Raw genomic sequence first — 19,771 nt, 5'->3', positions numbered from 1 at the left:
GCACGATTACCTCAACGGCGAGACCATCCGTATGGATGGCGCACTGCGCATGACGCCGCGCTAGCCACAAAACGCACGCTAGGGGCCACTGCCAGGGAAACCTGCAGTGGCCCTGCTGTTTTCCAGGCAGTCCACAAAATCGTGCTTCGTCTGAGTCTTCTCGGTCTATTCACGACCGAAGCCAGCTGCCGATCTGCTGGACCTGTATAAGAACGCGAGCGGTTCGCGCTGCGCTGGAGTATCAGTAGTCGCGAATCAATCACCGCCGGGAGGCGTCGGTGATTGAATGACGGACACACTCGTTCTTCACCGACGCAGGAGAATTCGATGGCACCGGAAATCAAGGTAGTTCTCGAGGGATATACCTACTTCGAGTGCCCGCGTTGGCACGAAAACCGAATCTGGGTATCAGATTTTTACAGTTATCAAGTCGTTTCGGCGAGCGAAGACGGAACAGACGTACGGGTCGAAGCCAAGGTTCCCGGTCAACCGTCCGGGCTGGGCTGGCTGCCGGATGGCAGGTTGTTGGTCGTCTCGATGCGCGATCAGAAGATCCTGCGCCGAGAGCCGGACGGTGAGCTGGTTGTCCACGCAGATTTGTCGAACATCGTGGGCGCCGACATCAATGTCAACGACATGCTCGTCGACGCGCAGGGCCGTGCGTACGTCGGCAACTTCGGCTTCGATCTGATGAACCTGGCTCAGGTCGAGACAGCCGATCTTGTTCGCGTGGACCCCGACGGCAGCGTTCACGTCGTGGCTCGCGACCTGCACTTCCCCAATGGAATGGCGTTGACCACCACCGGTGAACTGCTCGTCGACGAAACTCTCGGCAATAGGATCAGTGCGTTCTCGATCGAGGCGGACGGGTCGCTGGGGGAGCGTCGCGATTGGGCGAAGTTCGGCGAGGTCCCGGGTGGACCGGCAATGGAGACCACGCTGGCGGAGATAGTGCTCGCGCCCGACGGGTGCTGTATCGACGGTGACGATTCGATGTGGGTGGCCGACGCCCTCGGCGGGCGAATTGTGCATGTGGCCGAAGGCGTTGGGGTGATCGGCGAGATCGCTTTCGGCAGCGGTGTTTTCGCTTGTGGTCTGGGCGGATCCGATGGCCGAACCTTGTTTGTCTGTGCGGCACCGGATTTCAACGAGCATGCACGTAAGATTGCTACCGAAGGCAAGCTGTTGTCGATTCGTTTGGAGCCGTTGGACTGATATGGAACTAGTGACGTCGCTACCGGCCGATACCCCATTGCGGCTGGTAGCGGAACGTGTCAGAAGGATAGAGGCCCTCGGCTTCGATACCGTGCACATCTCGGAAACCGTCCGAGATCCGTTTGCCGTCGCCGCTCTGGCTGTGGAACACAGTTCCACTCTCACGGTCCGGACGTCGATGGTGGTGGCGTTTGCGCGCAGTCCCATGGTGACCGCGTTGGCGGCCTGGGATTTGGCCGACTTTTCCGGGGGACGGTTTCAGCTCGGGCTCGCGACTCAGGTGCGGGGCAATATCGTCGGACGGTATTCCATGCCGTGGACGGATCCCGTTGCGCAACTACGTGATTACGTCGGCGCGGTGCGTGCGATCTTTGCTGCGTTTCAATCCGGCAGTGCGCTCGACTACAAGGGTACGCACTACACCTTCAACCGTCTGCAACCGTATTTCAATCCGGGGCCGCTCGACGTCAAGCCTCCGGAAATCTGGACCGGGGGAGTGAACGCACGTATGTGCGCGCTGGCCGGTGAGGTTGCCGACGGCTTTGTTGCCCATCCCACCAGCGCCCATCCGAAGGTGCTCGCGGAGAAGATAATTCCGGCTCTCGAGCGAGATGGGCGCCGGCCGCGACTTATTGCAGTTCCGAAGACGATCACCGGGCGTGACGCAGCTGCGGTTGCTGCCGCCCGTGAACCCGTGCGGAAAGAGCTTGCGTTCCTCTACTCCACACCGGCCTACCGCGTTGCCCTGGACGTTCTCGGTCTCACGGAGGTCGGCGAGAGATTGACCGCAATGGCGCGAACCGGTGATTGGGCAGATCTGGCAGCTGTACTAACCGAAGACGTTCTCGACATCCTGGCAACACAGTGCACGTACACCGAACTGCCGGCAATGCTGAATGCGAAGTACGGCGAGCTTTGTGACGGCATTGCGCTGGCAGTGCCGACTGATCCCGCCGACGACAATGACTTCCGAATGATGTGTAGGGCACTCCGAGCAGGCGGTTCGTCTGTGGAGTAACGCCAGACCGACCGATCTCATCTGTCATGGGTGATGCGTGAATGCCGTTGAAGGGCCAGATTGGCTCCACAGGGTTCCGTGTGAGGTCGCTGCGCTGGGGCAATGCGCTCGTGCGGGCATCGAAGTCGAGTTGGAGGAAGCTTCATGGTCGCTGAGACAAAACCAGCAACACCGTTCACGACAGAGATCAACCGCGCGGCGGTAGACGAATACCCGATGTCCGATCGTCAGGACTTCGGGGACATCGATCGCGGCTTCATTGCGGGTTGGGAGAACGATCAGGTTTTCAACGACAAGGGCGATCTGATCCATGACGGCCAACCGTTCACCTACATCAGCGATGACAAGGACGCACCTGAGTCCGTTAATCCCAGTCTGTGGCGCCAATCCCAACTGGTCCGGCGATGCGGTCTCTACAAGGTGGTGGACGGACTCTACCAAGTTCGATTTGCGGTGAACCTCACCATCGTCGATGCCCCGGACGGGCTGGTCATCATCGACACGACCACCAGCGCAGACCTGGCGAAAGCGGGACTCGAGTTGTTCCGTCGCGAACTGGGCAACAGCAAGCCGATCGCCGCAATCATTTACACCCACACGCATTTCGACCACTACGCCGGAGTCAAAGGACTAGTCGACGAAGCCGACGTCGTGGCGGGGAAGATCCCCATCGTCGCGCCGGGAACCATCGAGTCGTTCAACAAACATGCCATCGGCGAGAATGTCATCACCGGGAATGCAATGTCACGCCGGATGGGGTACACGTTCGGTCTTCTTCTTCCACATTGTGATTGCGGCCTGGTGACGATCGGGCTGGGATCCGGTGCCGACAATATGAACATCCATATGACGTACATCCCGCCGACGGACGGCATCACGAAGACCGGAGAGGTACGCAACCTTGGGGGCTGGGACTTCGAGTTCCTCTACGCACCCGATACCGAGGCGCCGGAGGAGATGCATATCTGGATCCCCGCCATCAAAGCGCTCACCTGCGCGGAAAACGCGAACCACTCGATGCACAACATTCAAACTATCCGTGGTGCGCGCACGCGTGATGCTCGTAATTTCGCCCGGTACCTGGACGAGACTTTGGTGAGATGGGGAGACGAGGTGGAGGTGCATCACGGGCCACACACCTGGCCGGTCTGGGGAAATGAAACTGTCGTGGAATTCCTTGAATCGCAACGCGATATGTACAAGTTCATTCACGATCAGGCGCTACGATTTGCGAATCAGGGGTACACGCCACTGGAAGCGGCAGAAGTCGTTCGCCTTCCGGAGGAGATCGGTCAGAAGTGGTACAACCGCTACTATCACGGCGGCTTGCACCACAATGTTCGCGCCGTGTTCCATAAAGAGCTCGGCTTCTGGGACGGGGACCCCGCCACGATCCTGCCGCTCCTGCCGGAAGAACACGCGAAGCGGCACGTCGAGCTGATCGGGCGAGAGAAGATACTTGCCGAGGGCCGCAACGCTTTCGGGGCCGGTGACTACCGATGGGCGGTGCAACTCCTGCATCACCTCGTATTTGCCGATCCTGATGACGCGGAGGCGAAGAATCTTCAAGCCGACGCTTACGAGCAACTCGGCTACCAACAGGAAGTGCCGCAGTATCGTGCTATTTTCCTCACTGCTGCAATGGAATTGCGCAACGGTGTCACCGGTGCCGGCCAAGTCAACACCGACAGTACCGACACGATCCTCGCGATGCCGGTCGATCTCCTCTTCGACTACGCCGGTGTCCACCTGATCGGAGAGAAAGCCGAGGGTGTCGACATTTCCATCAACTTCACATTCGCCGACACCGGGCAAGAATGGAACATGTGGGTGCGTCGAGCAGTCCTGAATGCTCGCGCCGGCCATGTCCCGGATGCGCAACTTACCCTCGAAGGTCCGAAACCCTTGCTGGCCGCGATTTTGCTTCAACCTGGTAAAGCGTCGGCGATTCTTGACAGCGGCAAAGTTCAGGTACAAGGCGATCAGTCGGTGTTGGATACGCTGGCCAAGATCACGGACATCTTCGATCCGAATTTCAATATCGTCACGCCGTGAAACATCTAGGGGCGGTTGGTCATCGCGACCAACCGCCCCTTTGTTGCTGAAGTGCTACTTCGCCATGTCCTGGGCTGCTCGGTAGGAGAAGACCATGGCCGTGCCCAGCGGAACGCCGGGGCCGGGGTAGAAGCGACCGCTCAGCGAGGCGCTCGTGTTGCCGGCAGCGTAGAGGCCGTCGATCACGGTGCCGTCGGCGCGCAGGACGCGTCCGTCGACGTCGGTGACCAGACCACCCTTGGTGCCGAGGTCACTGAGGACGATGCGTGCCGCGTAGAACGGGCCCGTCTCGATTGCGGTCAGCGCAGCGTTTGCGCCGCCGTTGGGCGGGCAGAAGAACGCGTCGTAGGGATCTTCGCCGCGGTGGAACTGCTCGTCGACACCCAATTTAGCTGCGTCGTTGAACTTTTCGACGGAACTACGCAATGCGTCGGCCGGCAGTCCGGTCTTTGCAGCGAGCTCTTCGAGAGTGTCGGCAGCTACCCACGTACCGGCCTCGAGGTGCTTGGCGGGCGCGGTGTTCGGGATGCTGATGGCGGGCAGGCCGCCACCTTCGCGGGAATCGAAGATCATGAACGACGGTATGGCTGAGGCGATGTCGTTCTGCTTCGCCATTGCCCGACCGAACTGGTCGTAGGGCAGTGACTCGTTGAGGTAGCGCTCGCCCTTCGAGTCGACGACGATGCCGCCGCGCACACCGACCATGAATGCTGCCGAGCCGTCGGGCTGTTCGACGCCGGGGCAGAACCATGCCTGATCGAGCAACGCTGTTGCGCCGCCGACGGCAACGCCGGCAGAGATCGCGTCGCCGGTGTTGGCTCCGAAGGGGCCCATGCTCCAAAGAGCCTTGCCGGGCGTGCCGGCCTGCTCGCGCATGTCGGCGTTGCCTTCGATGCCGCCGGCTGCCATGAGGACTCCGCGGTTGGCCTTGATGCGCAAGGTTTCACCGCCGGACTCGACCTCGGCGCCGACAACACGGCCGTCTTCGACGATCAGCGACGTGAGAGTCGTGTCGGTGCGGAGATCAGCCTTGCCGGTGCTTGCGACGGCAGCGAGAAGGCGACCGATCAGTGCGCGTCCGCCGATCATCTTGCCGGGTGCATGGTCCTGGCCGGTGCGGTCCTGATCCAGTTCGGGACGGACCTTGCCGACAAGATCGCCGATATCGGCGGGATCCAGATCGAGCGGGTTGATGGAGCGTCCCGTATCCATCCGGCCTTCGGCCTTGTAGTAATCGGGGAACGCACGGAACTCGAACTCGACGTTCGGGTTCTGCTCCAGCAATGCAACGACGGCCGGCGCGGTGTCGACAAAGGCGTCCTGGCGTTCGGTCTCCGAATCGCCGAGCAGCGAGCGCAGGTAGGTGCGAGCGTTCTCCGTCGAGTCGGGGAGGCCGGCGCGCTCCTGGACCTGGGTGCCGGGCAGCCAGATGGAGGCGCCCGAGTATGCAGAAGTGCCGCCGAAACGGTCGGTCTTCTCGATGACGATCGTGGTCAATCCGGCAGCGGCAGCGGTGTATGCGCCGGTCAGCGCACCGCCGCCGGAGCCGACAACCAATACGTCGCACTCGGTGGTCCAGTCCTGCATCATTGCGTCCTAACTCGAAGCGGGTGGGGCCTACACGCAATACCGAGCGGCGTGCGTTGGCTACGACGAGTCCCACTGAGCGGGCAATATCCCGGCTTCAATGGGTGAGGTGCGAGAATTGGATCGGCCGCGATCGGCCGCGACACACTATCGATGATGGGGACGACGTTGCCGAGAATTGCCGAGGTCAGGGACGCTGCCGAGCCCAGTTCGGACGAGCAGCGCGCGCGCCACGTTCGAATGTTGCAAGCGGCGGAGGAGTTGGCGACCGAGAAGGAGCTGGCTCGCGTCCAGATGCATGAGGTCGCGAAGCGTGCCGGTGTCGCTATCGGGACGCTGTACCGCTATTTCCCGTCGAAGACGCACCTCTTTGTCGCGGTGATGGTCGAGCAGATCGATCAGATCGGCGACAACTTCACCAAACATCAGGTGAACTCGGGAAATCCACAAGATGCGGTCTACGAAGTCCTGGTGCGAGCCACCCGTGGATTACTGCGTCGGCCGGCCCTCTCGACAGCGATGCTGCAATCGACCAGCACCGCCAATGTCGCAACGGTCCCCGACGCCGGAAAGATCGATCGCGGTTTTCGTCAGATCGTCTTGGATGCGGCGGGCATCGAAAACCCCACCGAAGACGACAACACCGCGTTGCGATTGCTGATGCAACTGTGGTTCGGCGTGATCCAGTCCTGCCTCAACGGTCGCATCTCGATTCCCGACGCGGAGTACGACATTCGTAAGGGATGCGACTTACTTCTGGTGAATCTCTCGCAGCACTGACGTAATTCGCCCGGGTTCGGGTAAGTTCGTCACCCTCTTAAAATTGAAATCAATTCTAATTTTTTGAACGCTGGGATCGACACTCGACTTGCGCCGCAACGTTGCTCGGCGTACATAAATAGAATACATTACAGAAAAGTAGTTGGTGAGCCAGCTCACCAACCGATATCTCCACGAAGGAGTGCTCACCATGGGCCATGCAGTCATCGTCGAAGCCGCGCGTACACCGATCGGTCGCCGCCGCGGCGCCCTGGCGGGACTGCACCCCGCCACGCTCCTGGGAGCCGCACAGCGCGGTGTCCTCGAGCGCGCCGGTGTTGCGCCCGACGACATCGGACAGATCATCGGCGGCTGCGTCACGCAGGCCGGTGAGCAGTCCAACAACATCACCCGCCAGGCCTGGCTGCACGCAGGATTCCCGTACTCGACGGCTGCGACGTCCATCGACTGCGCTTGTGGATCTGCGCAGCAGGCAGTGCATTTGATTTCCGGTCTGATCTCGTCGGGTCAGATCTCGGCCGGCATCGGCTGTGGCGTCGAATCCATGAGCCGCGTATTCCTCGGCCAGGCAAATACTCCCGAAACCGGCAACCCGTACCCGGACGACTGGACCATCGACATGGGTGACCAGTTCACCTCCGCGCAGCGCATCGCCGAGAAGCGTGGAATCACGCGTGCCGACGTCGACGCCTTCGGTCTCGAATCGCAGCGTCGTGCAGCTCAGGCTTGGGCGGAAGGTCGCTTCGACCGCGAAATCGTCCCTGTCACAGCTCCCGTCGTCGACAAGCAGGGCGTACCGACCGGCGAGATCGCAACAGTCACTCGTGACGGCGGCCTGCGTGAGACCACGGCTGAAGCCCTCGCCGGTCTCAATCCCGTCATCGAAGGCCACATCCACACCGCCGGCAACTCGTCGCAGATCAGCGACGGCGCTGCAGCCGTACTGCTGATGAGCGAAGAGCGCGCCCAGCAGTTGGGCCTCAAGCCCCGCGCGCGCATCATCGCGTCCGGCATGGTCGGCTCCGATCCCTTCTATCACCTCGACGGACCCATCGAGTCCACCCAGTTGGTGCTCGACAAGGCCGGAATGACGCTCGACAACATTGATCTGGTCGAGATCAACGAGGCCTTCGCCTCGGTCGTTCTTTCGTGGGCACAGGTCCACGGCGCCGACATGTCCAAGGTCAACGTCAACGGCGGCGCAATCGCCCTGGGCCACCCCGTCGGCTCGACGGGTGCTCGCCTGATCACCACGGCGCTGCACGAGCTCGAGCGTTCCGACAAGTCCACTGCCCTGATCACGATGTGCGCCGGCGGAGCTCTCTCCACCGCCACCATCATCGAACGCATCTGACCAGCACCCGTACTTTCGAATTGATTAGGTAGATATGACTATTGGATTGAGTGAAGAAGATCGCGACCTCCGCGATTCCGTTCGAGGCTGGGCTGCGCGTCACGCAACCCCGACCGTCATCCGCGAAGCTGTCGAGGCCAAGGTCGAGACCCGCCCGCAGTTCTGGGACGGACTCGCAGAGCAGGGCCTTCTCGGTCTGCACATCGCCGAAGAATTCGGTGGAGCAGGCTACGGGCTGGTCGAGCTCGCTATCGTTGTCGAGGAACTGGGACGCGCCATGGTTCCCGGCTCGTTCCTGCCCACCGTTGTGGTCAGTGCGGTCCTCAGTGACGCCGGTGTCACCGACCGCCTGTCCGGTCTCGCTGATGGCAGCACTCTCGGAGCTGTTGCCTTGCAGCCTGGTTCGCTGAAGATCACCCGCGACGGAAACACCGCTACTCTCAGTGGAACATCCAGCCACATCCTCGGTGGCCACGTCGGCGACGTATTCCTCCTCGCGACGGACAGCGGCTTCGTCCTGATCAACCGTGACCGTCTCGACGTCACGGACCTGGCCAGCTACGACGTCGTGCGTCGTAGCTCCGAGGTCACCGTCGACGGCCTGGTGCTTGCGGACTCCGAGATCCTCGCAGTCGACACGCAGCGTGTACTCGACATTGCTGCAACCCTTTTCGCCGCCGAGGCCTCCGGTCTGGCTGACTGGGCAGTGACCACCTCGACTGACTACGCCAAGGTGCGTCAGCAGTTCGGTCGGGTCATCGGACAGTTCCAGGGCGTCAAGCACAAGGTTGCACGGATGCTCACGCTCTCCGAGCAGGCCCGCGTCTGCGCGTGGGACGCTGCCCGCGCCCTGACGCCCGCCAACGGTGTCGGCGCCGAAGAGGCCTCTCTCGCTGCCGCTGTAGCCGGAGCAACCGCGCTCGAAGCCGGTTTCTCGGTTACCCGCGATTGCATCCAGGTTCTCGGTGGCATCGGATTCACCTGGGAGCACGATGCACACCTGTACATGCGCCGCGCACAGTCGCTGCGAATTCTGCTGGGCTCCACGGCTTCCTGGCGTCGCCGGGTTGCGGAGCTGACGATCGCCGGAACTCGTCGCGTACTCAGCATCGAACTCCCGCCCGAGGCCGAAGCGATTCGCGCCGACGTTCGCGCGGAACTCGCTCCCGCCCTCGAGCTCGAGGGTGCCGAGCGCAAGACGTACCTCGCGGAAAAGGGTTACACCGCACCACACTTCACCGCTCCCTGGGGAAAGTCCGCGGATGCGGTCAGCCAGCTCGTGATCGCCGAAGAACTCCGTGAGGCGCAGCTCGAGCCGCACGACATGATCATCGGAAACTGGGTCATCCCGACGCTCATCGAGCACGGCAACGAAGAGCAGCTTGCCAAGTTCGTTCCGCCGTCACTGCGCGGCGACATCGTCTGGTGCCAGCTGTTCTCCGAGCCCGGCGCCGGCTCCGACCTTGCCGCTCTGAGCACCAAGGCCACCAAGGTCGACGGTGGCTGGAAGCTGCAGGGCCAGAAGGTGTGGACGTCTATGGCACGCGAAGCGCACTGGGGTATCTGCCTCGCGCGCACCGACGCCGACGTGCCCAAGCACAAAGGCCTGTCCTACTTCCTCATCGACATCAAGAACAGTGGCCTCGACATCCGCCCGCTGCGCGAGATCACCGGTGAAGCACTGTTCAACGAGGTGTTCTTCGATGACATCTTCGTTCCCGACGAGTGCCTCGTCGGCAAACCTGGCGACGGCTGGAAGCTGGCCCGCACGACGCTGGCCAATGAGCGGGTTTCACTATCCAACGACTCGTCGTTGGGTTCGGGCGGCGAAGCACTGCTGAGCTTGGCCGATGGACTGTCCGGCGGAATCGACGACGAGCAGCTCACGGTTCTCGGAAAGGTGCTGTGCGACGCACAGTCCGGCGGACTGCTCGGGCTGCGCACCACGTTGCGTTCGCTTTCCGGAGCGCAGCCCGGCGCGGAGTCCTCCGTTGCGAAGCTGATCGGTGTCGAGCACATCCAGCAGGTCTGGGACTTGGCCATGGAATGGGCCGGCCCCAGTTCGCTTCTCAGTGATCAGAACCGGCTGTCGGCGACGCAGATGTTCTTGAGCATGCAGTCGATGTCCATCGCGGGTGGTACAACCAACGTTCAGCTGAACATCATCGGCGAGCGTATTCTCGGACTGCCCCGCGACCCCGAACCGGGAAAGTGACACGCGCATGAGCAATCGCACCTTTGTTGTCGGTGTCGGCATGACCAAGTTCGAGAAGATCGAGACCCGCGACTGGGAATACCCGGACATGGTGACCGAGGCTGTCTCGAACGCACTCACCGATGCCGGCGTCAGCTACGACCAGATCCAGCGCGCCGCAGTCGGTTACGTGTTCAACGCGTCCACCGCAGGCCAGCGTGCACTGTACGAGACCGGCCTGTCCGGCATCCCGATCTTCAACGTCAACAACAACTGCGCCACGGGCTCGACGGCGCTGATGATGGCACGCGAGTGGGTTCAGGCGGGTCAGGCTGACTGCGCACTGGCTGTCGGCTTCGAGAAGATGACCAAGACGGCTTTGACCGGCAACGGTGAGATGCCCAAGATCACCACCTTGGACTCGCAGCTCAAGATCATGGTCGAGGACTACGGTTTTGCCCGTTCGCCCATGACAGCTCAGCTGTTCGGCAACGCTGCGACCGAGCACATGGCGAAGTACGGCACTACCGTTGAGCAGATTGCTGCCGTTGCGGTCAAGAACCACAAGCACTCTGTCAACAACCCGTACGCACAGTTCCGTGACGAGTACACACTCGAACAGGTTCTCGGCGACAAGATGATTCACGCTCCCTTGACACGTTCGCAGTGCTCGCCGACTTCGGACGGCGCCGGCGCAGCTATCGTCGTGAGCGAGAAGTTCGTCCGTGAGCACGGTCTCGAAGACCGTGCAATCGAAATCGTCGCCCAGGCGATGACCACCGACACCGAGGCAGCGTTTGCCGAGAAGTCGATGATCGACGTGGTCGGTGCACCGATGACCGCTGCAGCGGCAGAACAGGTCTTCGCAGAAGCCGGAATCACAATCGACGACGTCGACGTCATCGAACTGCACGACTGCTTCGCGATCAACGAGATCATCACCTACGAAGGTCTCGGTATGTGTGCGGCCGGCGACGGCGGAAAGCTCGTCGAATCCGGAGCGACCACCTACGGCGGACAGTGGGTCGTCAACCCGTCCGGCGGCCTGATCTCCAAGGGTCACCCGCTCGGTGCCACAGGTTTGGCGCAGTGCGCCGAGCTGACCTGGCAGCTCCGCGGCCAGGCCGACGCCCGTCAGGTCGAAGGCGCTCGAATCGGATTGCAGCACAACCTCGGACTGGGCGGCGCGTGCGTCGTGACGGTCTACCGCGCCGGAACTTTGGAGAACTGATGGCTATCGATCTTGCGGTGGCATTGGCCGCCGAACCGACTGTGCGCGAAGCATCGTGGACCGAACGCGACGTCATGCTCTACCAGCTGGGCCTCGGCGCCGGAGTGAACGCTCTGGATCCGGCCGAGCTGGGTTGGGTGTACGAAAAGGGTCTGAAGGTTCTCCCGACCTTCGCCATGGTTGCAGGCCAGGGCGTTTCGGCAGGTGTACTTCCCGCTCCGTCCATGAACATGCCCGGCGTCGACATCGACCTGCGCAAGATTCTGCACGGTGGACAGTCGCTGACCCTGTATGCTCCTATCCCGACCTCCGGCACTGCTCGTATCTCTTCGCGAGTTGCCGATGTGTGGGACAAGGGCAAAGCTGCCATCATTGTGCTCGAGACTTCGGCTGAAGATCTTGACGGTAACCCTTTGTGGACCACCGGAATGCAGATCTGGGCTCGCGGAGAAGGCGGATTCGGCGGAGACGCCGGGCCCGAAGTTGTTGCCGGTGTGCCTGATCGGGCGCCGGACAAGGTACTCACCTCGGCAACCAGCGCATCGCAGGCGTTGCTGTACCGCCTCAGTGCAGACATGAACCCGCTCCATGCCGATCCCGCCTTTGCCAAGATGGCCGGCTTCGACGCCCCCATCCTGCACGGCCTCGCGTCGTACGGCATTGTCTGCAAGGCCGTCGTCGACGGAGTTCTCGACGGCGATCCTTCGCGGGTGAAGAATTTCTCGGTGCGTTTTGCCGGTTCACTGTTCCCGGGCGAGAGCATCACCACGTCGGTGTGGCAGGACGGCAACACCCTGACATTGATGGCAACCTGCCCCGAGCGTGAGAACTCCCCGGTTCTCACTCAAGCCACGATGGAGATCAACTAATGGATATGGGAACGCATCCCACGGCGGCTACCCATCCGGGTGGCACGATTCTGACGTCGCCGCCGCAGGACGTACCCGTCGATCGGGCGACCTTGGCTGCTCGACGCGTCGTCGACGCAATGCTGCGCACCGATCGCAACAATGCGAACCTCGACCGAGTTGCCGAGGAGCTCAACAGCATCGCCGATCACCTCGAGGAGCACGCACCCGAGGTTGCCGAGCGATTGATCGACATGTGGAACGGTGAAGGCGTCACTCGCCATGATCCCGTCACCGGACCTGAGAATGCCATCGCGCCGCCGCTGGTACTCGAAGGTCTCGCAGACGGTTCCGTTCAGGGCGTTGTCACCTTGACTCTGCCGTACCAGGGCCCTCCCGGCCACGTTCACGGCGGAGTTTCCGCGTTGATCCTCGACCACGTTCTGGGCGTCGCCAATGCTTGGGGTGGAACTTCCGGAATGACAGCACAATTGAGCACGCGCTATCACCGCCCCACGCCGCTGTTCGTGCCGCTCACCATCTCGGGCAAGTTCATCTCGAAAGACGGCCGCAAGATCAAGACCGTCGGCGAGATCAAAACAGCTGACGGTGAAGTATGTGTCTCGGTTGAAGGCTTGTTCATCGACAAGACGGTTCCGCGCCCCCGCTAGAGGTGCTGCCCCTATGCGCCTTTTTGGTAGCTGCGACTACCGAAAAGGCGCACAGGGCCCGACGAAGGAGGACCCGCTGTGGGAAAGCTCGACGGACGTGTAGCAGTGGTAACCGGTGCCGGTATGGGTATCGGACGCGGTGTGGCCGGCGCTTTCGCGCGTGAAGGTGCCTCGGTGCTGGTTGCCGAGATCGACGAGCAGGCAGGGCTCGAGACAGCCCTGTGGCTGCGCGATGAATGGGGCGTGGACGCGGAGTTCGTCCGTACCGATGTGACCGACAAGGCGCAGGTTGTTGCGATGGTCGACAGGGCGGTCGAGCGATTCGGTCGTCTCGACATTCTTGTCAACAATGCTTGGCGGACTTTCGGTTTCGCGCGGCTCGAGAAGATGACCGACGAGCAGATGCGCGGTGGTTTCGACATGGCTGTGATGGCCGCGTTCTGGGCCATGCAGGCTGCGCTACCGGAACTCGAGCGTCACGGTACTGGTCGAGTCATCAACATGTGCAGCCTCAACGGTGTGAACGCGCACATGTACTCGGTGCAGTACAACGCGGCGAAGGAAGCGCTGCGGACGCTCACACGTACCGCTGCGCGGGAGTGGGCCCCAAAGCAGGTGAACTGCAATGTCATCTGCCCCGGAGCCCAGAGTGCTGCGTACAAGCGCGTCGCTGAAGCCAATCCGGAAAACGTAGCTGTCATGGCTGCGCAGAATCCCATGGGCCGCATCGGGGATCCCCTCGACGACATCGGACCTGTCGCTGCCTTCTTGGCGAGTGACGACAGCCGCTACGTCACGGGTAACACCCTCTTCGTCGACGGCGGTGGGCACATCAACGGCGTGCAGTGGTCGCCGACTGTCGACTGAATACCATTGTGCTGTAACTGAAAGGGGCTCGATGCATTTCGCATCGAGCCCCTTTTGTTCGTCACTGCTAGGTAACAACTCCGGATGGTGCTGGCCGGGTGCCCGGGTCCTGCGTCGGCATTCGGTTGGGCGGCACAGGGTAGGGAGCGCCCTTGCCGAAGGTCCCGAGTGCGATATTCGGCCCGCACTGTTGAAGTGCGTCCTGTGCTCCGGGGATAGGGTCGGACAATGCCGGTTTGGCTGCGTCTGGCGGCGCCGCAAAGTTGAATGCGGACGTCATGTCGCCGACGGCACTGCGGCGCCACGGCGTCAGATTTGGTACCGGTACACCGAATCGCGTTTCCAGCAGCCGCAATTGGGACGTGTGATCGAAGACCTCCGAAGCGATCAGACCGCCGCGGCTAAACGGCGAAATCACCAACGCGGGAACACGATATCCGAGGCCGATCGGCCCGGCTACCCCGTTGGCGGATGATACGGAATCCAAGGGGACGGTCAGGAACTCGCCAGGCGTTCCAGGCGGTGGCGTCGGCGGTGTGACGTGATCGAAGAATCCGCCGTTCTCGTCGTACGAGATGATCAATGCGGTCTTGGCCCACACATCAGGATTCGAGGTGAGGATGTCGAGAAGTTCGACGAAGCCCGCTGCGCCGAATGCTGGTGGAAGAGCTGGATGTTCGCAGTTGAGGAGGGAGGGGATGACCCACGATACGGCGGGCAGTGTTCCGTTTGCCACGTCGCTCCTGAAATCGTTGGGGTAGGTGGGATCGATTCCTTTGCGCGCCAGCGCGGAATTTGGATCCCGAGCTTGTGTGAAGCACCCCATCATTCCGTCCAGTGCAACCGACGAGAGCGGACCCAATTCTCGGTTGTTGTACATTTTCCAGCTGACACCAGCTTCTTCCAGACTTTCCGGATACGTTTTCCAGGAGTATCGGAATTTCGGGATCAGCGTGGGTGTCTCCACCAGCGGGCCACCGGCGAGTCCGTCGGGGTCGATGGTTCCGCTCATCCAGTACAGCCGATTGGGGTCGGTCGGGCCGAGGACGGAACAGTGGTAGTTGTCGCACACGGTGAATGCGTCGGCGAGTTCATAGTGGATCGGGATGTCGTCCCGGGTGTAGTAGCCCATTGCTGCCGGGCCGTTGCCGACTCCGACGGAAGCAATGGACATGGGCATCCAACGGTCGTTGCCGCCGTTATTCCATGCCTGGTGAGTACCTGCCCACGAGTGGTCCGGATCGTTGATGCACTCGCCGTTCAACGAGGGGCCCCGAGTTGTATCGAGACGAAACGGGTTGATGAATCCGCTAGGGTCTTCGCCTCGCTCTGGGGAATAACCGAACTGTTTCCATGCCGGGGACAGATCGTCGAAGCCGCGTCCGCCTGACAGAGCCCCGAAATAGTGATCGTAAGAACGGTTTTCCTGCATCAACAACACAAAATGCTCGATGTCGTCGAGGGACCCAGGTCCAATGTCGGACATAGTGTGTGCTCTGGCGATAATGGGGCTTGCCCACGAACTGAGCATCGCGATCGAACCCACTGCTGTTGCTTTGGCAAGAAATTCTCGACGTGACAGGCCAGCAAACGGATTTCCATGCACCATGTGGTGATGTTCGCATGTGAGGGACCAACTTGCAGCGGAATCGCGTTCGTCCTCGTAGTCACTGATTTTTTCCGGCCTCTGCGACGTAGGATTGTCCACGAGACAGCGTGAACTCGAATCGATCAGAAGAGGCTCGAGATGTCCGATTGGGTGAAAAAAGTCGAGGCTGAAGCCAAAGGGCTCATCGCCGAGGCAGAAGAAGAACTGACGGTGTTGGAAGGCGTTGACACCATTGATCCGCTTGCCGACGAGGACAAAGCTACATAGTCCAGCGCGTGTTGGGCACAACTGAATCATTCAGACAGTGTTGGATTGTCGCATTAATTGAGCGGCTTCCGCGGACGCACCACGTACCCACCTTCCGATGCGGCCCTGGATTCGAAGTGACTTCTGAAGTTTCAGACTCTGCTCCCGCAACACCCGCTTTTCGACTCGCACACGCACCCGAGCGAAAGTCGTTCGCCTGCAAAATGTCCGGTGCTTCATCCTGTGTGATCAGTGTGGTCGAGGCGCTTGCACGTTAGCCAGCCTCCACCCGCAACCTCTCCTCGTATAAGAGATGCTGAGGGTGGCTCTCCAGGGCTTCGGGTAGCTCCGACTCTTCGGGTTCGTCAAGCCGGGTGACGATAGGAAGGGCCGCGTTCGGCGACGGCGGACCCTCCGCATTGCGCCATCGAGGGAAGCGGCGAAACGCTTGGGCGTTATGGCCTAAATTATCCTTGATGGCGAAAGTGGCATGCAACACAATTGTGACGGCTACACTTTGGCGAACTATACAGTCGTCCAACTCCTGAGGGTGTTGCCCAGACTGTCCGCCACGACGCCGAACCCCGAGGAAATTGATGCGCAGGTTGCTTTCGCTAGGACTCGCTGCCGCGGTGATCTGCGGCATCATCGCTGCCACACCGGTTGCCGCGCAGGACCTTCCGCCCGCCCCAGCCGGCAAGCTCCACTCCGAGGGTGTCGCGCTTGTGGACGAGTTCGGTCGCACGATGCTCCTGCATGGCGTCAACAACGTCGACAAGGACCCGCCGTACCTGTGGCCGGGTGACGGCTTGACGGTCACGCCTCAGGACGCCGACCTTCTCGCCCAGCACGGGTTCAACACCGTCCGACTCGGGGTCGAGTTCGAGGCGATGATGCCCGAGCGTGGCCAGATTGACTACGCGTACCTGGACCGGGCCGCTGAGACCGTCGACGTGCTCGCCGCCCGGGGCATCCATGTTCTGCTCGACAACCACCAGGACGGACTCTCGAAGCCCTGGGGCGGCAACGGCTTCCCTGCCTGGGCGATCCAGTCTCGGCCCGGCGAGAACGAGCCGAACCCCGGATTTCCGCTCTACAACCTGATGCCCAGCATGAACAAGGGTTGGGACGAGGTCTGGAACAACACATACGGCGCTCTCGACTACCTCGGCGACGCGCTCGCCGCCCTGACCACCAAGATGAAGGGTAAGCCGGGCGTGCAGGGCATCGAGCTATTGAACGAACCGTGGCCAGGCTCTCCCTTCCTGACCTGCTTCCCGAATGGCTGCCCGGACTTCGACCGCAAGTACCAGGGCGCGATGCAGAAGCTGACCGACGCGGTCCGCGCGGCGGACCCAACGGTCCCGGTCTATTGGGAACCGAACGTCACGTGGAACCAGTTGATGCCGTCGAACCTTGCCAATCCGCCGGAGACACCGGCGATTACCGACCCGAATATTGTCTTCGCGCCGCACGACTACTGCATCCCCAGCCAGCTCGCGATATACCTAGGGCTGCCGGAGGGTTTGAAAGCACTGTGCACAGTGACGCAGGGCAACACCTGGGGCAATATCGACGCGATCACCACGCGCGCCAACATCCCGACCGTGGTCGCCGAGTTCGGTGACGGCGACCCGACTGTGCTGGCCAATACCCTTGATCGCGCCGATGAACGCTTTATCGGCTGGCAATACTGGCACTACAGCAGCATCTTCGGACCCGAAGGTGGCACCGACCCGTTCCTCAAGGCGATCGGCAACGAATTGGTGCGCACCTACCCGCAGGCCACCGCCGGCACTCCCGGGGGGATGAAGTTCGACACCTCCAACGGTGACTTCATCTACAAGTACAGCCCGAAGGTGTCGACGAAGCCCACGGAAATCTACGTTTCCGACCGGCACTACCCCGAGGGTTACGTGGCCGTCGCCGAGGGCGGCACGATTACCTCGGCCGCGGGTGCCCGGATGGTCACCGTCGAGGCAGATGGCACCGATCCGGTGATCGTCAAGATCAATCGGCCTGGCTCCGCCGGTGCCGAACTGCCCACCGGCACGATCGGCGGCGGCTCCTCAACGTCCTCCCTCGGCTCGGGTTCCTTGGGTAGCTCGGGTTCAGCGGGCAGTTCAGGTTCATTGGCCAGCTCAGGCTCGTAACAGAACACTCGACCGGATTACCTCGCATTCACCATTTCCGCTGCTCTCAACCTCGCTGCAAGCGCAGAGCGAGGTTGAGGGCAGCGTGGTCATGACGATCCGCGCGGACACCGCACGGAGCGCACACGAAAACCCGACGATGCCGGATTGACGGCGCAGAGGCTACCTTCGACGTCCTCGCAGCTGGACGCGACAGTCAAGGCCGGAAACTCCCGATACGGGACCATATCGCTGCTACGCGTCTCGGCTGGAGCCCTCACTACCCCAACAGCATCTACGTTGTGCGCGCCGAAGGCGCCGGCCACACAAACGCACAGGCGCGTCACCGACGATCCGGTGACGCGCCTGTGCGCTTACTGCTGGGGTTTTAGGATCCGAAGATGCCTGACAGGCTGCCGAAGATGCCTGACAGGCTGCCGAAGATGCTTGACAGGCTGCCGGTGCCGCCGGGGGTACCTGGATCGGTGGCATCGGTGACATTCGCAGTCTTCGGAGTGGCGGCTGAATTCGCAAATCCGTCTGCACCGATAAACTCGGCGGTGACGTTGAATGTTCCGGCGCCAGTGAAGGTGTGCGAGAGCGTCGCAACACCGTTGACCACGTCAACCGGCGCACCGATCAGCGTGTTGCCGACCTTGAACTGCACCTTGCCGTTGGCGGTGGTCGGGTTGACCGTTGCCTTGAGGACAACCGGTGTGTTCGTGTCGAGGGCGCCGATTGTATCGAGCGTGGTGGTGGTCTCGACGTCGGTAGGTGTAGCCGCCGTGACGGTCACCGAGAACGGCGCGGATGTAGATGCGTCGAAGCCGGTAATGCCGACAAACTGGGCAACTACGTTGGGGGTGCCTGCGGCAGTGAAGATGTGCGAGAGGGTCGCAACACCATCGGTACCGACCTGACCGGAACCAACTAGAACATTGTCGACGAGGAACTTGACCTCGCCACCTGCCGGAGCGGGGGACACGTTGGCCGACAAGATGACCGGGGTGCCGACGATGGCTGTAGCCGATTCGGTGACCGTGGTGGCGGTCTCAGTATCGGAAGGGATCGGATCGGAAACGACTACCGTGGACGGAGTCGAAGTGGAGCCGACAAAACCGGCGCCGGCCACGAATTCGGCGGTGATCGAATGCGAAGCGGCCGTGTCGAATGCGTGCGAGAGGGTTGCGGTGCCGCCGGCGACTGCAACTGCGTCGCCGATGTTGATGCCGCCGTCCTTGAACTGCACCGAACCCGCAGCGTCAGCCGGAGTAACCGTGGCCGTGAGGTCGACAGCAGTACCCGTCAATGTCGTTGCGGGAACAGTTAACGTCGTCGTGGTGTCGAGGATCGGGGCGGTCACATCGATGACCGAAGCAGCAGATGTCGAATTGTGGAAACCCGCACCGGCGATGAATTCGGCGGTGATCGAATGCGAAGCGGCCGTGTCGAATGCGTGCGAGAGGGTTGCGGTGCCGCCGGCGACTGCAACTGCGTCGCCGATGTTGATGCCGCCGTCCTTGAACTGCACCGAACCCGCAGCGTCAGCCGGAGTAACCGTGGCCGTGAGGTCGACAGCAGTACCCGTCAATGTCGTTGCGGGAACAGTTAACGTCGTCGTGGTGTCGAGGATCGGGGCGGTCACATCGATGACCGAAGCAGCAGATGTCGAATTGTGGAAACCCGCACCGGCGATGAATTCGGCGGTGATCGAATGCGAAGCGGCCGTGTCGAATGCGTGCGAGAGGGTTGCGGTGCCGCCGGCGACTGCAACTGCGTCGCCGATGTTGATGCCGCCGTCCTTGAACTGCACCGAACCCGCCGCGTCAGCCGGAGTAACCGTGGCCGTGAGGTCGACAGCAGTACCCGTCAATGTCGTTGCGGGAACAGTCACCGTCGTCGTGGTGTCGAGGATCGGGGCGGTCACATCGATGACCGAAGCAGCAGATGTCGAATTGTGGAAA

At 61.7% G+C, this 19,771-nt stretch carries 15 protein-coding genes; 12 read left to right on the top strand and 3 right to left on the bottom strand.

All coding sequences use genetic code 11. The annotated features are described in order from the left end of the window. Positions 1-327 precede the first annotated feature (327 nt). The 3 genes from MTX36_RS29000 to MTX36_RS28990 all read left to right on the top strand — a co-directional run bounded on the left by MTX36_RS29000 (position 328) and on the right by MTX36_RS28990 (position 4,288). Positions 328-1,215 carry an SMP-30/gluconolactonase/LRE family protein gene (locus MTX36_RS29000; RefSeq protein ID WP_243623114.1) on the top strand — a complete coding sequence of 296 codons (888 nt, stop codon included), beginning with the start codon at positions 328-330 and terminating at the stop codon, positions 1,213-1,215. A 1-nt stretch (position 1,216) separates the two neighbouring features. Beyond that, positions 1,217-2,233, top strand: coding sequence for a TIGR03617 family F420-dependent LLM class oxidoreductase (locus MTX36_RS28995; RefSeq protein WP_243623113.1), 1,017 nt, complete (start codon positions 1,217-1,219; stop codon positions 2,231-2,233). Positions 2,234-2,377: 144 nt separating this feature from the next. Then, positions 2,378-4,288: an alkyl/aryl-sulfatase gene (locus tag MTX36_RS28990; RefSeq protein ID WP_243623112.1), complete on the top strand. Its 1,911-nt coding sequence runs from the start codon at positions 2,378-2,380 to the stop codon at positions 4,286-4,288. Between the two features lie 54 nt (positions 4,289-4,342). Here MTX36_RS28990 and MTX36_RS28985 read toward each other — a convergent pair whose 3' ends face one another. Beyond that, positions 4,343-5,875: an FAD-dependent oxidoreductase gene (locus MTX36_RS28985; RefSeq protein WP_243623116.1), complete on the bottom strand. Its 1,533-nt coding sequence runs from the start codon at positions 5,873-5,875 to the stop codon at positions 4,343-4,345. 153 nt (positions 5,876-6,028) lie between these two features. On the opposite strand from MTX36_RS28985, the gene MTX36_RS28980 reads away from it, so the two are divergent. From MTX36_RS28980 to MTX36_RS28950, 7 genes are all read left to right on the top strand, one after another. Continuing rightward, on the top strand, positions 6,029-6,655 hold the full coding sequence (locus tag MTX36_RS28980) for a TetR family transcriptional regulator (RefSeq protein ID WP_243623111.1): 627 nt from the start codon (positions 6,029-6,031) through the stop codon (positions 6,653-6,655). Positions 6,656-6,845: 190 nt separating this feature from the next. Then, positions 6,846-8,009 (top strand): steroid 3-ketoacyl-CoA thiolase, encoded by a 1,164-nt coding sequence (locus MTX36_RS28975; protein ID WP_243623115.1) that lies wholly within the window; start codon positions 6,846-6,848, stop codon positions 8,007-8,009. A 34-nt stretch (positions 8,010-8,043) separates the two neighbouring features. Then, positions 8,044-10,224 carry an acyl-CoA dehydrogenase gene (locus tag MTX36_RS28970; RefSeq protein ID WP_243623110.1) on the top strand — a complete coding sequence of 727 codons (2,181 nt, stop codon included), beginning with the start codon at positions 8,044-8,046 and terminating at the stop codon, positions 10,222-10,224. A gap of 7 nt (positions 10,225-10,231) precedes the next feature. Further along, positions 10,232-11,434 (top strand): lipid-transfer protein, encoded by a 1,203-nt coding sequence (locus tag MTX36_RS28965; RefSeq protein WP_243623109.1) that lies wholly within the window; start codon positions 10,232-10,234, stop codon positions 11,432-11,434. Then, complete coding sequence (locus tag MTX36_RS28960) at positions 11,434-12,303, top strand: MaoC/PaaZ C-terminal domain-containing protein (protein WP_243623108.1); 870 nt, start codon at positions 11,434-11,436, stop codon at positions 12,301-12,303. Before MTX36_RS28965 ends, MTX36_RS28960 begins: the two co-directional genes overlap by 1 nt. After that, positions 12,303-12,953, top strand: a complete 651-nt coding sequence (locus MTX36_RS28955; RefSeq protein ID WP_243623107.1) for a PaaI family thioesterase — start codon at positions 12,303-12,305, stop codon at positions 12,951-12,953. Before MTX36_RS28960 ends, MTX36_RS28955 begins: the two co-directional genes overlap by 1 nt. Before the next feature lie 78 nt (positions 12,954-13,031). Next, positions 13,032-13,820: an SDR family NAD(P)-dependent oxidoreductase gene (locus tag MTX36_RS28950; RefSeq protein ID WP_243623106.1), complete on the top strand. Its 789-nt coding sequence runs from the start codon at positions 13,032-13,034 to the stop codon at positions 13,818-13,820. Between the two features lie 67 nt (positions 13,821-13,887). On the opposite strand, the gene MTX36_RS28945 is transcribed toward MTX36_RS28950, so the two are convergent. Next, complete coding sequence (locus MTX36_RS28945; RefSeq protein ID WP_243623105.1) at positions 13,888-15,429, bottom strand: alkaline phosphatase family protein; 1,542 nt, start codon at positions 15,427-15,429, stop codon at positions 13,888-13,890. A gap of 138 nt (positions 15,430-15,567) precedes the next feature. On the opposite strand from MTX36_RS28945, the gene MTX36_RS30075 reads away from it, so the two are divergent. Beyond that, positions 15,568-15,696, top strand: coding sequence for a hypothetical protein (locus MTX36_RS30075; protein ID WP_279395127.1), 129 nt, complete (start codon positions 15,568-15,570; stop codon positions 15,694-15,696). Between the two features lie 575 nt (positions 15,697-16,271). Continuing rightward, entirely contained in the window at positions 16,272-17,828 is a 1,557-nt protein-coding gene (locus tag MTX36_RS28940; RefSeq protein WP_243623104.1) for a cellulase family glycosylhydrolase, read from the top strand. A gap of 367 nt (positions 17,829-18,195) precedes the next feature. On the opposite strand, the gene MTX36_RS28935 is transcribed toward MTX36_RS28940, so the two are convergent. After that, on the bottom strand, positions 18,196-19,771 hold a 1,576-nt coding region (locus MTX36_RS28935), incomplete at its 5' end, for an Ig-like domain-containing protein (protein ID WP_243623103.1).

The organism is Rhodococcus sp. ARC_M6 (genome assembly GCF_022810305.1).
In the GTDB taxonomy this organism is placed as follows: domain Bacteria; phylum Actinomycetota; class Actinomycetes; order Mycobacteriales; family Mycobacteriaceae; genus Rhodococcus_F.
The sequence above is the reverse complement of the archived record's forward strand: the minus strand, read 5'-3'. Positions and strand labels throughout refer to the sequence as shown.